Source organism: Herbiconiux moechotypicola (assembly GCF_024979255.1).
In the GTDB taxonomy this organism is placed as follows: Bacteria; Actinomycetota; Actinomycetes; order Actinomycetales; family Microbacteriaceae; genus Herbiconiux; species Herbiconiux moechotypicola.
On record NZ_JANLCN010000002.1, the window covers coordinates 179,945 to 193,767 of the forward strand.

General features: G+C 70.3%; 10 protein-coding genes. 7 read left to right on the forward strand and 3 right to left on the reverse strand.

Annotated elements, in window-relative coordinates:
- Positions 1–8: 8 nt before the first annotated feature.
- Genes N1031_RS03550 through N1031_RS03565 form a run of 4 tightly spaced genes read left to right on the forward strand, consistent with a single transcriptional unit; the run spans position 9 to position 6,206 of the window.
- A complete protein-coding gene (locus tag N1031_RS03550; RefSeq protein ID WP_259478213.1) occupies positions 9–1,364 on the forward strand; it encodes an ABC transporter substrate-binding protein in 1,356 nt (451 codons plus the stop codon).
- Positions 1,361–2,302: a carbohydrate ABC transporter permease gene (locus N1031_RS03555; protein ID WP_259478214.1), complete on the forward strand. Its 942-nt coding sequence runs from the start codon at positions 1,361–1,363 to the stop codon at positions 2,300–2,302. The genes N1031_RS03550 and N1031_RS03555 overlap by 4 nt, the downstream gene beginning before the upstream one ends.
- Positions 2,299–3,249, forward strand: coding sequence for a carbohydrate ABC transporter permease (locus N1031_RS03560; protein WP_259478215.1), 951 nt, complete (start codon positions 2,299–2,301; stop codon positions 3,247–3,249). The genes N1031_RS03555 and N1031_RS03560 overlap by 4 nt, the downstream gene beginning before the upstream one ends.
- 8 nt (positions 3,250–3,257) lie before the next feature.
- Positions 3,258–6,206 carry a glycoside hydrolase family 2 TIM barrel-domain containing protein gene (locus tag N1031_RS03565; RefSeq protein ID WP_259478216.1) on the forward strand — a complete coding sequence of 983 codons (2,949 nt, stop codon included), beginning with the start codon at positions 3,258–3,260 and terminating at the stop codon, positions 6,204–6,206.
- Positions 6,207–6,273: 67 nt separating this feature from the next.
- Here the strand turns inward: N1031_RS03565 and N1031_RS03570 are convergent, their stop codons facing one another.
- The gene (locus N1031_RS03570) at positions 6,274–6,948 is read right to left on the reverse strand and encodes a GntR family transcriptional regulator (RefSeq protein WP_259478217.1); all 675 of its coding nucleotides are present in this window, start codon (positions 6,946–6,948) and stop codon (positions 6,274–6,276) included.
- Positions 6,949–7,028: 80 nt separating this feature from the next.
- On the opposite strand from N1031_RS03570, the gene N1031_RS03575 reads away from it, so the two are divergent.
- Both N1031_RS03575 and N1031_RS03580 read left to right on the forward strand, forming a co-directional pair.
- Positions 7,029–7,457, forward strand: a complete 429-nt coding sequence (locus N1031_RS03575; RefSeq protein ID WP_259478218.1) for an Lrp/AsnC family transcriptional regulator — start codon at positions 7,029–7,031, stop codon at positions 7,455–7,457.
- Between the two features lie 8 nt (positions 7,458–7,465).
- Positions 7,466–7,849 carry a GntR family transcriptional regulator gene (locus N1031_RS03580; protein ID WP_259478219.1) on the forward strand — a complete coding sequence of 128 codons (384 nt, stop codon included), beginning with the start codon at positions 7,466–7,468 and terminating at the stop codon, positions 7,847–7,849.
- Positions 7,850–7,882: 33 nt separating this feature from the next.
- Here the strand turns inward: N1031_RS03580 and N1031_RS03585 are convergent, their stop codons facing one another.
- Entirely contained in the window at positions 7,883–11,455 is a 3,573-nt protein-coding gene (locus tag N1031_RS03585) for a bifunctional proline dehydrogenase/L-glutamate gamma-semialdehyde dehydrogenase (RefSeq protein WP_259478220.1), read from the reverse strand.
- A gap of 42 nt (positions 11,456–11,497) precedes the next feature.
- On the opposite strand from N1031_RS03585, the gene N1031_RS03590 reads away from it, so the two are divergent.
- Positions 11,498–13,084 (forward strand): phytoene desaturase family protein, encoded by a 1,587-nt coding sequence (locus N1031_RS03590; RefSeq protein WP_259478221.1) that lies wholly within the window; start codon positions 11,498–11,500, stop codon positions 13,082–13,084.
- 61 nt (positions 13,085–13,145) lie between these two features.
- Here the strand turns inward: N1031_RS03590 and N1031_RS03595 are convergent, their stop codons facing one another.
- Positions 13,146–13,724 (reverse strand): acyl-CoA thioesterase, encoded by a 579-nt coding sequence (locus N1031_RS03595; protein ID WP_259478222.1) that lies wholly within the window; start codon positions 13,722–13,724, stop codon positions 13,146–13,148.
- Positions 13,725–13,823: the final 99 nt, after the last annotated feature.

Sequence of the window (13,823 nt, forward strand, 5' to 3'; positions counted from 1 at the left end):
ACGAACCCATGCTGAAACCCCGACACCGCAGCGTCGCGCTCGGAGCACTGTCGCTCGGCCTGACCGGAGCCCTGCTCGCCGGCTGCGCGTCGAGCTCCGACGCCGGCGGCGGCTCGACCGACACCGCCACCATCACGCAGGAGCAGATCGACGAGGCGATGTCGACGCCCACCACGATCGACTTCTGGTCGTGGGTGCCCGACATCCAGAACGAGATCGACCTGTTCGAGGCGAAGTACCCCGAGATCACGGTCAACCTCTCGAACCAGGGCGGGGCCACGGCGCAGTACCAGAAGCTCCGCACGGTGATCGAGTCGGGTGACGTGCCCGACGTCGCCCAGATCGAGTACTCGTTCCTGCCGTCGTTCACCCTCACCGGCAGCGTGCTCGACCTCACCCCCTACGGCGCCGCCGACCTCGCCGACCAGTTCGTGCCGAGCACCTGGAGCCAGGTCGCCACCAACGGCGGCGTCTGGGGCCTGCCCCAGGATGCGGGCCCCACCGGTCAGCTGTACCGCACCGACCTCTTCGCCCAGGCGGGCATCGAGCCCCCGGCGACCTGGGAGGAGTACCCCGCGGCGGCCAAGGCATTCAAGGACGCCACCGGCTCCTACATCACCGACCTGCCGGGCAACAGCTTCTCGCCCATCCTGGCGCTGCTCTGGCAGGCAGGCGCCCGCCCCTTCGGCTTCGACGGCGACAAGACGGTCACCATCGACTTCGACAGCGACGAGGTGCAGCAGGTGATCGGCTTCTGGAACGACCTCATCCAGCAAGACCTCGTGGCCACCGAGCCGCAGCTCGACGACAACTGGTACCAGAGCATGTCGAACGGCTCGTACGCGAGCTGGCTCGCCGCAGCCTGGGGCCCCGTCTTCCTGCAGGGCACCGCGGAGAACACCTCCGGCCTCTGGCAGGCCACCGAGCTGCCGCAGTGGGAGGGCGCCGAGCCGGCCTCGGGCAACCAGGGCGGCTCGGCGGTGACCGTGCTCGCCGACAGCGACGCGAAGATCGCCGCAGCCGAGTTCGTGAAGTTCCTCAACACCGACCCCGAGTCGACGCTGAAGTTCGCCACCGAGCAGTTCATCTTCCCCGCCACGGTGGCCACCCAGGAGGCCCCGGAGTTCCGTGATCAGGAGCTGCCGTTCTACGGCGGCCAGAAGGTGAACAGCCTCTTCGTCGACATCAACGCGACCGTGGCCGAGGACTGGCAGTGGCTGCCGTTCAACGACTTCGCGAGCTCGAGCTTCAAGGAGACGCTGGGGGCGGCGATCACGCAGAAGACCGACCTCTTCGCCGCGCTCGACGAATGGCACGCCCAGCTCGTCGAGTACGCCGAGCAGCAGGGGTTCACGGTCGAGTGACCACCGCACTCGCACGCACGTCGGCGGCGCCCCGGAAACGGGGCTCCGCCGACCGGCGCAAGAAATCACTGGCCGCCTATGCGATGATCGCCCCGTTCATCCTGGTGTTCGTGGCGATGCTGCTCATCCCGCTCATCTATGCCGGCTACCTGAGCCTGTTCAAGGTGCAGCTCGTGGGGGGCGAGGCCTTCGTCGGCCTCGACAACTACCTCCGGGCGCTCCAAGACCAGAAGTTCATCGGCGGCGTGCTGCGCATGTGCCTGTTCCTCGTGATCCAGGTGCCGATCATGCTCGGCCTCGCCCTCGTGTTCGCCCTCGCGCTCGACAGCGCCCGGGTGCGAGGCGGCAAGTTCGCCCGGCTCGCCATCTTCGTGCCCTACGCCGTGCCCGGCGTGGTGGCCACCCTGATGTGGGGCTACCTCTACGGCAAGAACTTCGGGCCGATCGCGCAGGTCTTCGAGTCGGTGGGCCTCGCTGCCCCCGACCTCCTGGGCCCGCAGAACATCCTGGGCTCCATCATGAACATCGTCACGTGGCAGTTCGTGGGCTACAACATGGTCATCATGTACTCGGCGCTGCGCGCCATCCCCACCGAGCAGTACGAGGCGGCCCGCATCGACGGGGCGGGCCAGTTCCGCATCGCCTGGAGCATCAAGATCCCCTCGATCCGCTCGGCGATCATCCTCACCCTGATCTTCTCGATCATCGGCTCGTTCCAGTTGTTCAGCGAGCCGAAGCTCCTCTACGAGATCGCCCCCGCCGCCATCGGCACGGACTTCTCCCCGAACCTGTACGCCTACAACCTCGCGTTCATCAACCAGGACGTGAACTACGCGGCCGCGATCGCGTTCCTGCTCGGCTTCTGCATCATGATCGTCTCCTACGTCGTGCAGCTGTCGACCGCTCGTCGCGAGAAGCGCGAAAGGAAGGCACGATGACCTCCCTCCTCGAGAAACCGGCACCCGCATCCCGGTCGGCCGCCGCACCCGAGTCTCCGCGCGAGACCCGGCGCGCGAAGCGCCACACGGGCCTCCCGCCCGGCGAGAAGCGCAGCACCGTGCTCACGGTCGCCCTCTGGGTGGCCGCCGGCTACTTCCTGCTGCCGCTGTTCTGGCTGGTGGTGTCGTCGACGAAGGACAACTCGGGGCTGTTCTCGAGCTTCGGCCTCTGGTTCGACGACGAATTCCACCTCTTCGACAACCTCGCCACCCTGTTCACCCAGCAGAACGGCGTGTTCGTGCGCTGGATCGGCAACACGGTGCTCTACGCGGGCGTGAGCGCGGTGGGGGCGGCGTTCCTCGCGGCGGCGGCGGGCTACGCCTTCGCCAAGTACAGCTTCCGCGGCAAGAAGCTGCTGTTCGCGATCGTGCTGGGCTCCATCATGATCCCCACCACGGCGCTCGCCATCCCCACCTACCTGCTGTTCGCCGAAGCGGGTCTCACCAACACGGCCTGGGCCATCATCGTGCCCTCGCTGGTGAGCCCGTTCGGGGTGTACCTCATGCGCATCTACGCCGAGGAGTCGATCCCCGACAGCCTGATCGAGGCGGCGCGCATCGACGGCGCGGGCGAGTTCCGCATCTTCGCCCAGATCGGCCTGCGCATCATGGTGCCCGGCTTCATCACCGTGCTGCTGTTCGCCCTGGTCGCCACCTGGAACAACTACTTCCTGCCGCTCATCATGCTCTCCGACCCGTCGCTGTTCCCCCTCACGCTCGGCCTCGCCCAGCTGCAGGCGGCCTCCGAGGCCGGCGGAGGCGCGTCCGCTCAGTTCTCCACCGTGATCACCGGCTCGCTCGTCTCGATCCTGCCGCTCATGATCGCCTTCCTCTACCTCCAGCGCTACTGGCAGTCCGGCCTCACCACCGGCGGAACCAAGGAATGACCTCGTCGATGACCAGCACCACCGCTCTTCCCGCACTCCCCTACTACGAGCAGTTCGGCCGGCGCACCGGCGGTCTGCCGCCTCGCGCCCAGGCGCGATCCGACGCCCCTGAACTCTCGCTCGACGGTGTGTGGCGCTTCCGGCTGCACCACGATCCGGATGCGCCGGTGCAGGGTGTCGACGCACCGGTCGACGACAGCGCCGAGAGCGGGTGGGGCGACCTCGCGGTGCCCGCGCACTGGCAGCTCAATGGACATGGAGCGCCCTGGTACACCAATCGCGCCTATCCCTTCCCGGTCGATCCGCCGCACGTGCCGCGGGCGAACCCGACCGGCGACTACCGGGTGTCGTTCACCGTGCCGGCGGAGTGGACGCCGGCACAGCGCGAGCGCGTGCTGCTGCGTTTCGACGGCATCGACTCCTGCGGTCGCATCTGGCTCAACGGGCACGAGCTCGGGGTGACGACGGGCAGCCGCCTGCGGGTCGAGTTCGACGTGACGGATGCGCTGCGCACCGACGGCGAGAACGAGCTGGTCGTGCGGGTGCACCAGTGGTCGGCCGCGACCTACCTCGAAGATCAGGACATGTGGTGGCTGTCGGGCATCTTCCGGAGCGTGACGCTGCTGGCCCGCCCGGCCGGCGCCATCGACGACCACGTGGTGCACGCTTCGTACGACCATGTCAGCGGGCTCGGCACGCTGAGGGTCGATGCCGTGCTCTCCGAGGCATCCGGCGCATCCGCGCGTGTGGTGGTGCCCGAACTCGGCATCGACGTGCCCGCGGGCGAAGAGGTGCGGATCGCGGTCGAGCCATGGTCGGCGGAGTCGCCGCGCCTCTACTCCGGCACGCTCAGCAGCGCGGGCGAGTCGATCTCGCTGCGCATCGGGTTCCGCACCGTCGCCATCGTCGACGGCGTGTTCGAGGTGAACGGCGCCCCCGTGCTCTTCCGTGGCGTGAACCGCCACGACTTCGACCCCGACACGGGTCGCGTGGTGACGGTCGAGTCGATGCGGCGCGACATCGTGCTCATGAAGCAGCACAACATCAACGCCGTGCGCACCAGTCACTACCCGCCGCAGGCCGTCTTCCTCGAGCTCTGCGACGAACTGGGGCTCTGGGTGATCGACGAGTGCGACATCGAGACCCACGGGTTCTTCCCCATCGACTGGTTCCACGAGCTGCGGGGCAACCCGCCGGAGGACCCGCGCTGGGAAGAGGCGATGGTCGACCGGATGCGCCGCACGGTGCATCGGGACAAGAACCGGCCGAGCGTCATCATGTGGTCGCTCGGCAACGAGTGCGGTTCGGGCCCCAACCTCGGCTCGATGGCGCGGGCGGCCAAGGAGATCGACTCCACCCGGCCCCTCCATTACGAGCGCGACTGGACCTGCGAGTACGTCGACGTCTACAGCCGCATGTACACGACACAGGCCGAGCTCGACCGCATCGGCCGCGGCCAGGAGGATCCGCTCGCCGACCCCGACCTCGACGCCCGCCGGCGCGCCATGCCCTTCGTGCTCTGCGAGTACGCGCACTCCATGGGCAACGGGCCCGGCGGCCTCGCCGACTACCAGGAGGTGTTCGAGAAGCACCCCAGGCTGGCCGGCGGCTTCATCTGGGAGTGGTGCGACCAGGGCATCCGTCAGGTGCGCGACGACGGCACCGAGTTCTTCGCCTACGGCGGCGACTTCGGTGAGCGGATGCACGACGGGAACTTCGTGGCCGACGGCATCGTCTTTCCCGACCGCACGCCCTCTCCCGCGCTGGCCGAGGTGAAGGCGGTCTACGCGCCGGTCAAGCTCCGCTTCTCGGGCGACGGTCGTCGTCTCGCGGTCACCAACCATCACGACCATGTCGGGCTCGACGGCCTCCGCCTCGAGCTCGTCGTCTCGCGCGACGGCGAGGTGGTGTCCTCCGAGCTGGTCGGCCTCGGCGAGGTGGCGCCGGGGTCGACCGTCGAACTGCCCGTGGGCGCCCTCCGGGCCGGCGAGCTGGTCACCGCATCCGTGGCGCTGTCGTCGGATGCAGCGTGGGCGGATGCCGGACACGAGATCGTGCTCGCCCAGTACGAGGCTCCTCGCGCGATGGCCGCATCGGCGAGCGGCGAATCGGGGCCCGGGATGCTCGAAGCGCGTGAACGCGACGGGGTCGTGACGCTCGGTGCCGGCGTGTTCGACGCCCGCATGGGGGAGCTGCGCACCCTCGGCGGGGTGCCGGTGTCGTCGGCCCGACTCGACACCTGGCGGGCGCCGATCGACAACGACCGCTCGTTCTCGTGGGACCCGCTGGAGCCGCGCTGGCGCCAGATCGGTCTCGACCGCCCGGAGTTCAGGGTGAGCGAGGTCGCGCCCGGACCAGGTGGGCTGCAGGTGCACGGGCGCCTCGGTTTCGCGGCGAGCGACCTGGGCTACCACGTGAGCCTCCGCTGGACGTCGACGAGCGAGGACCGCCTCGACCTCGACGTCGACGCGCGGCCCGACGGCGCCTGGGACGTCCCCCTCGCGCGCTTCGGTCTGCGGCTCGGGCTGCCGGCCGCGTACTCGTCCGTCGACTGGTTCGGGGCCGGGCCAGGCGAGTCGTACGCCGACAGCGACCACGGGGTTCGGCTCGGGCGCTGGCAGCACACCGTGGAGCAGTTGCAGACTCCGTACGTGTTTCCGCAGGAGAACGGCAACCGGCGGGATGTACGGTGGGCGACGCTGTCGGGCGACGGCGTGCCCGCGATCGAGGTGGCAGGGGCCCCGTCGTTCGAGTTCTCGGCCAGGCGGTGGACCTCGGAGGATCTCGCGGCGGCCGCGCATCCGTTCGACCTGGTGGCGGGCGACACCCTCTGGGTGAATCTCGACCACGGGCAGAACGGGCTCGGGTCGGGGTCGTGCGGGCCCGGCGTGCTGCCGGCGGAGCGGTTGCTCGCGGCGTCGATCTCGTACTCGGTGAAGCTGCGCGTGGTGCGGTAGGGCGGGTGGGGGCAGGACCTCGGCGGCACGGTCGTCGGGACCTGCCGCGGGCTGGCGCGGTCGCCCGTCAGTCGTCGCCGAGCAGGATGGCGGCGGCGGCGATCATCTCGAGCATGCGCTCGCGCATGTGGCCGATGTGCTTCTTCACGGCCGGCTCGATGGCGGCGGCGTCGTTCGCGACCATGGCGCGGTAGAGCTCGTCGTACTCCTCTGCACAGGAGCGCAGGCGGCTCTGCAGCGAGGCGGCGCGCAGCCAGAAGCGCTGGATGCGGCGGCGGGTCTCGCGCACGGTCTCGGCCACGAGCACGTTACCGGCGAGGGCGTTGGCGGAGCGGTGGAACAGCTGGTCGGCCAGCGCCCAGGCGGCGCGGTCGTCGCGCCCGGCCGCCGCATACATGTCGTCGACGTAGCCCTTCAGCACGGCCGCGTCGGCGTCGGTGAGCGTGGAGGCCGCCTTGCGGCAGATGTAGGTGTCGAGCAGCTCGAGCAGGTCGCAGGCGTCGTTCACCTCGGTCGCGGTGAGCTGAGACACGGTGAAGCGCGCGTTGTCGGTGCGCTTGACCAGCCCTTCTTTCTCGAGCCTCTGCAGGGCCTCGCGCACCGGAGTGCGGGAGATGCCGAGCTGCTGCGCGAGCCGGTTCTCTGACAGCGGTGAGCCGGAGCGCAACCGGAAGCCCGTGATCTCGGCGAGCAGCCATTCGTAGGCGTCGTCGACCCTCGTACTCGATTCCGCTGCCGCCATGTCCACCCACCTTCCGACTCCAGTGTAGCCGGGCTTGAATACAGCTCGGTCGACGGGCGCGATGGCGTACCATCAGCGGAATGGACGCCCTCGATCACCGCATCATCGATCTCCTCAAGATCAACTCGCGCAGCGGCTACGGCGACATCGGTCAGGTGGTGGGCCTCTCGGCCTCCGCCGTGAAGCGCCGCATCGATCGGCTCGTGGCCGACAACATCATCACGGGGTTCACCATCCAGCTGAACCCCGCCCTCGACGGTTCGGTGACGGAGGCCTACGTGGAGCTGTTCTGCCGCGGCACCGTGGCGCCGGCCGAGCTCAAACGCATCCTCTCGGGGGTGCCCGAGGTGGTCGACGCGGGGACGGTCACGGGCAGCGCGGACGCGATCGTGCACATCCGCTCGCGCGACATCCCGAGTCTCGAAGACGCGCTGGAGCGCGTGCGCATCGCCCCCAACGTCGACCACACGCGGAGCGCGATCGTGCTCTCCAACCTCATCCGGCGCTGAGGCCGACCGTGGCAGAGCTGCTCGGCATCGCGGTCGAGATCGACCCGTCAGCGTCGACGCCGCCGTTCGAACAGCTGCGGGTGCGGATGCGCGACGCCGTGGAGAGCGGCGAACTGGCTGCGGGGGCCCGGCTGCCCACGGTGCGGGCGCTGGCCGGGGAGCTGGGTCTCGCCGTCAACACGGTCGCGCGCAGCTATCGCGAGTTGGAGGCCGACGGGGTGATCGAGACCCGGGGGCGCCTCGGCTCGTTCGTCTCGACCACGGGCTCACCGGCCCGGCGCGAGCTGCAGCGGGCCGCGCGCGCCTACGCCGACCGGGCTGCCGCGCTCGGCATCCCTGCCGATCACGCCGTGGAGTTGGTGGAGGCGGCGCTCCGCTCGCCGTCGGCCTGACCTCGCCGGTGCGCCTCGGTGCGCAGCGGGGCGTCAGCCGCCGTAGACGGTGGGGAACAACCGCGCGCCGAGCCCGGTGGGCGTGCCGAAGCGGTGATCGGTGACGCTGACGGACTGTTCAACGAGGAACGGCAGCAACTCGATGCGGCCCGAACGCGTGGCCTCGCCCGCGTACACCGCGACGTCGCACCGGCCGTGGAGCGCCTCGGAAAGCGCCGCCGCGTCTCCACCGATCGACCGTACCCGGCCGACGCCGCCCTGCGCATCCACCCCTGCAGCGGCGTCGCCGCGGCCAGACCCGACCAGGGCGTCGACCCGCCTCAGCCAGGCCTCGTCGTTCTCGATGACCACCGTGATGCCCCGCTCCTTGAGGTGCAGCCGCAGCGGTTTCGGCAGCTTGAGCGCCGAACTCACGCTGACCGCCGACCGGGCCAGGGTCGCGGCCGCCAGCACCCGCACGAGTTCGTGCAGCGGCCGGCCCTCGGCCAGCCTGATGGCCACCGGAACCGCCCGGTAGCGCAGCACGTCGGCTTCGACCCCGAGCGCCGAGGGGTCGGCGGCGGCGTAGGCCGTGCGCCACACCGCCTCGTCGCTCTTGGCCCCCCGGCGTGCGGCATCGAAGTCGCTCCACTCCAAGCCGGCCGTGGAGGCCTCCAGCAGTGCGACCACCCGCGGATCGAGCCCGGCCAGACTGAGTCCGTCGCTCGACTCGCCTGGCTCGTTCTCCCACGAACCCAGCCGGATGAGATGGTTCGGCCCACCGGCCTTGGCACCCGGACCCACGACCGAGCGCTTCCAGCCACCGAACGGCTGACGGCGCACGATCGCGCCGGTGATGCCACGGTTGACGTAGAGGTTTCCAGCCTCGACACCCGCGATCCACCGCTCGATCTCCTCGGGGTCGAGCGAGTGCAGCCCGGCGGTGAGCCCGAACTCCACGGCGTTCTGCTGTTCGATGGCCTTCTCGAGGGTGGAGACGTGCATGATGCCGAGCACCGGCCCGAAGTACTCGGTGAGGTGGAAGGCCGATCCCGGCAGCACACCCTGCTTCAGTCCCGGGCTCCAGGTCTGGCCTTCAGGGTCGAGCTTCTTCGGCTCGACCAGCCAGCTCTCTCCCCCGCCGAGGGTGGTGAGAGCCTCGAGGAGCTTCCCCTCGGCCGGCTCGACGAGAGGGCCCACCTGTGACAGGGGATCGGATGCCGGACCGACGCGCAAGGACCGCACCGCATCGACGAGCTGCCGCCGGAACCGCTTCGACCGCGCCACCGACCCCACCAGGATGACGAGGCTCGCCGCCGAGCACTTCTGCCCCGCGTGCCCGAAGGCGCTCGCGACGATGTCGGCCACCGCCAGATCGAGGTCGGCACTCGGCGTGACCACGATCGCGTTCTTGCCGCTGGTCTCCGCGTGCAGGGCGAGCGAGGGCCGCCACGAGCGGAACAGCTCGGCGGTCTCGTACGACCCGGTGAGCAGCACCCGCTCGACGCGCTCGTCGACCACGAGCGCCCGGCTGAGCTCCCCCTCCTCGACGTCGACCAGCGTGAGCACCTCGCGCGGGACCCCGGAGGCCCACAGAGCCTCGACCAGTACCGCGGCTGACCGGCGGGACTGCGGCGCGGGCTTCACCACGACCGCGCTCCCCGCGGCGAGCGCCGCGAGAATCGACCCGGCGGGAATGGCCACGGGGAAGTTCCAGGGTGGTGCCACGAGCGTGACCGCCACCGGCACGAACCGCGCGCCGTCGACCCGGTCGAGTTCCAGGGCGCTCTGGGCGTAATAGTGGGCGAAGTCGACCGCCTCGCTCACCTCGGGGTCGGCCTGGTCGAGGGTCTTGCCCGTCTCGGCGACCATCACCTCGACGAGCCGATCACGATCGGCCTCCAGAGCGTAGCCGGCGCGGCGCACATATCCGGCCCGCTCCTCGGCGGAACGCTCACCCCACTCGCGACCGGCCACCACCGCGCGGGCGAGCACCTCGTCGAGTCGCTGCACATCGTCGACCCGGCTCGCGCGAAGGGTGTCCTCGCCCAGATCGTGCTCCTCACCGGCGGCGGCCACGCGCGCGAGGATTCGGCGCCCCCACTCGCGGTTGCCGGCCAGCGACGGATCGGTGTCGGGCGTGTTGTGGAACTCCCCCGACACCCGCACCAGGTCGTCGGTGAGCCTGTTCTGCGTGCGATGCGGCGGCCCTGGTTCGTCGTCGGTGTCGGCGAAGAGCTCGAGCGAGGCGAGGAAGCGGTCACGCTCTTTCGCGAACACCGCGGGGTCGACCCCGATGTCGAACAGCGACGACATGAAGTTCTCGGCCGAGGAGTTCTCTTCGAGCCTCCGCACCAGGTAGCCGATGGCCACGTCGAACTCGGCAGGTGCGACCACCGGCGTGTAGAGCAGCAGGGAGCCGACCGTCGCCCGCACGGCCTCGGCCTGAGCGGTGGCCATGCCCAGCAGCATCTCGACGTCGATCGCCTCGGTGACACCCCTGCTCTCCGCGAGCAACCACGCCCAGGCGAGGTCGAACAGGTTGTGGCCGGCGACTCCGATGCGCAGGGCGTCGGTGTGCCCTGGCCGCAGCGCCCACTCGAGCATGCGCTTGTAGTTGGCGTCGGTCTCGACCTTCTCGCCGTAGGGTGCGGGCGGCCAGCCGTGCAGCGCCGCATCGACCCGCTCCATGGCGAGGTTGGCGCCCTTCACCACGCGCACCTTCACCGGTGCGCCTCCCCGCGCGCGCCGCGCCGCCGCCCAGGCCTGCAGGCGCTGGAGTGCGTCGAAGGAGTCGGGCAGGTAGGCCTGCAGCACGACCCCTGCCTCCACGTCGAGCAGCTCCTCCTGGTCGAGCAGCTTCTGGAACACCGCGAGGGTGAGGTCGAGATCGCGGTACTCCTCCATGTCGAGGTTGAGGAAGGTGCGGCCGGCCGCACCTTCGGGCGACTCGACGATCCCCTTGCGCGAGGCGACCCGGTACAGCGGTGTGAGGGTGTGCACCACGCGCTCGACCGTCTCGTCGAAGGCCCACATCGACAGTCCCGCCGCGATCGACGACACCTTCACCGACACGTAGTCGATGTCGGGACGCTGCACCAGCCTGGTGATGCCGGTGAGCCGTCGTGCCGCCTCCTGCTCGCCGAGCACCGCCTCGCCCAGCAGATTGACGTTGAGGCGCACCGACCCCCCGTCGGGCCGCTCCCGCAGCTTCGCGATGGCGGGACCGAGCTTGGCCGGCCTCGCGTCGACCACGAGGTGCCCCACCATCTCTCTCAGCACCTTGCGCGCGATCGGCACCACGACCCCGGGCACTACCTCGCCCATCGCGCCGCCCGCGCTGACCGCGGCGCGCAACGGCGCCGGGAGGAAGCGCGGAGTGTGCGCGGCGAGCCCCGAGAGGCTCCGGCCCGCGACGAACAGGTCTTCAGGGCGGGCGACGCCATCGACGAAGCCGAGGGTGAAGTCGAGCCCGTCAGGGTCTTTCAGAACCCCCGCGAGCCTCTGCGCCGCCGCGTCGGGCTGCTCGGCCCCCGCCGCATCGAGCCACTGCCGCGCCAGCGCCACTGCCGCGTCGCCGAGATCGGCGGGGGCGGGCTGCGGTGAGGCGGTGCGGGGCTCGGTCATGCTCCGAGGATAGGTCGTGCACCGCGCCAGTAGGCTCAGGGCATGCAGGCTGTGGAGAACTTCGATGCCGTGATCGTCGGTGGAGGACACAACGGGCTGGTCGCCGCCGCCTATCTGGCCTCGGCAGGTCTCTCCGTACTGCTCCTCGAGCGCTCCGGGGAGCTCGGAGGAGCCGCGGTCTCCTCATATGCCTTCGAGGGCATGGATGCGCGCCTCTCGCGGTACTCCTACCTGGTCAGCCTGCTGCCCCCGCGCATCATCGACGACCTCGGGCTCGACCTCACCCTCAAGCGCCGCCGCTACTCCTCCTACACTCCCGTGCCGCACGGTACCGGCGGCCTCCTCATCGACAACGACGACTCCGCAGCCACCCGGGCATCGTTCGCCTCGATCGACGCGGAGGCCGACCACGCCGCCTACCAGCGCCTCGCCGCCGACCTCTCCCGTATCGCGACGGTGCTCTGGCCCACCCTCGCCGAGCCGCTCCCCACGCGAGCCGAGGCGCGGCGGATGCTCGGCGACGACGCCCTCTGGGAGGAGTTCTTCGAGCGCCCGCTCGGCGAGAGCATCCGTCGCCGCTTCACCCACGACCTGGTGCGCGGCGTGGTGGCCACCGATGCCCTCATCGGCACCTTCGCGAGCGTCGACGACGACTCGCTGGCCCAGAACATCTGCTTCCTCTACCACGTCATCGGGCAGGGCACCGGCGACTGGGACGTGCCGGAGGGCGGGATGGGCGCCGTGAGCGGCGAGCTCGAACGCGCCGCCCGGCTGGCCGGCGCCCGCCTGCGCACGAACTGCGAGGTGGTGCGCGTCACACCCGAGGGCGAGGTCGTCTACCTCGACCCCTCGACCGGTGCCGAGGTGACGGTGACGGCCACGCGCATCCTGTCGAACGTGGCACCGACCGTTCTCGACGCGCTGCTCGGCGAGACGGGCGGCACCGCCCCCGGCGAGCCGGCGCCCGAAGGTGCTCAGGTGAAGGTGAACCTCCTGCTGTCACGTCTGCCCGTCCTCCGCGACCCCGCCGTCGCGCCCGAGGCCGCGTTCGGCGGCACCTTCCACATCAACGAACGGCTGAGCGATCTCGAACGCGCCCACGCCGAGGCCGCGGCGGGAGCGCCGCCCGCCGTCGTCCCGGCCGAGATCTACTGCCACTCCCTCACCGACCCGAGCATCCTCTCGTCCGAGCTACAGCGGGCGGGTGCCCACACCCTCACCGTGTTCGCCCTGCACGTGCCGCACAGGCTGCTGCTCGCGGGTGCGACCGACCGCGAGCAGCTCCAGAGCGCGGTTCTGGAGTCGCTCGACAGCGTGCTCGGCGAGCCGATCGAGCCCCTGCTGCTGACGGATTCGCGGGGCCGGCCGTGCATCGAGACCAAGACCACCGCAGACCTCGAGGAGGCGCTCGCCCTGCCCGGCGGCAACATCTTCCACGGGGCACTCGGCTGGCCCTTCGCCGAGGACGGCGAGCAGCTGGATTCGGCCGCCGAGCGATGGGGCGTCGCCACGCGGCACCCGCGCATCCTGCTCTGCGGATCGGGCTCCCGCCGCGGCGGCGCGGTGTCGGGCCTCGGCGGCCACAGCGCGGCGATGGCGGTGCTCGAAGAACGCCTCGACTCCGTCTGAGCGGAGGATCTCGACGACAGCGCCTCAACGGGAGGCGCCTCCGCAGCAGCGCCTCAGCGCGTCACTCGCCCTCCCACCGGCTGGGTGCCGGCGTCTTCGTCGACGGCAGTTGCGCATCCCGCCCCCACTCGAGCAGCCACGCAGGCATGCGCGACGACTCCAGCTGACCGGGCGCCGACTCGCCCGGCGCGAGCCCGGCCAGCGCACGAAGCTCGTCCATCGGCACGATGCCGCCCGAGCGCTTGAGGAAGCGCGCCTTGATGTAGGCGCGGGCGTACACCTCCCCGCCCACCACGAAGCGCTGCTCCATGTAGACGGCCCGGTCGTCGAAACCGAGCGTGCGGGTCTCCACCGTGAAGCGCTGCCACAGCTGCAGCGAGCGCCGGAACGAGATGGTCTCGGAGACCACCACCGGGTACCAGCCGCGCTCCTTCAGCTGCGGCCAGGTGCGGCTGCGCAGCATGAGGTCGAGTCGCGCGATGTCGAGGATGGACAGGTAGACGCCGTTGTTCATGTGGCGCAGCACGTCGAGGTCGGTGGGCAGCACCCGGAACGGGGTGCTCGCCGTGTCCCAGAGGCCGAGCGGCGAGCGGAAGCGGGCGAGCAGCCCCTGCCAGAGCGTTCTGAAGAAGAAGTGCACGGGTCGATCGTAGAGATCGGCACCGGATGCGCGCGATACGTTGCGGATGTGCACAATCAGCGCGGTGATCTCACCGAGGCGATCCGGCGACCCCCGACT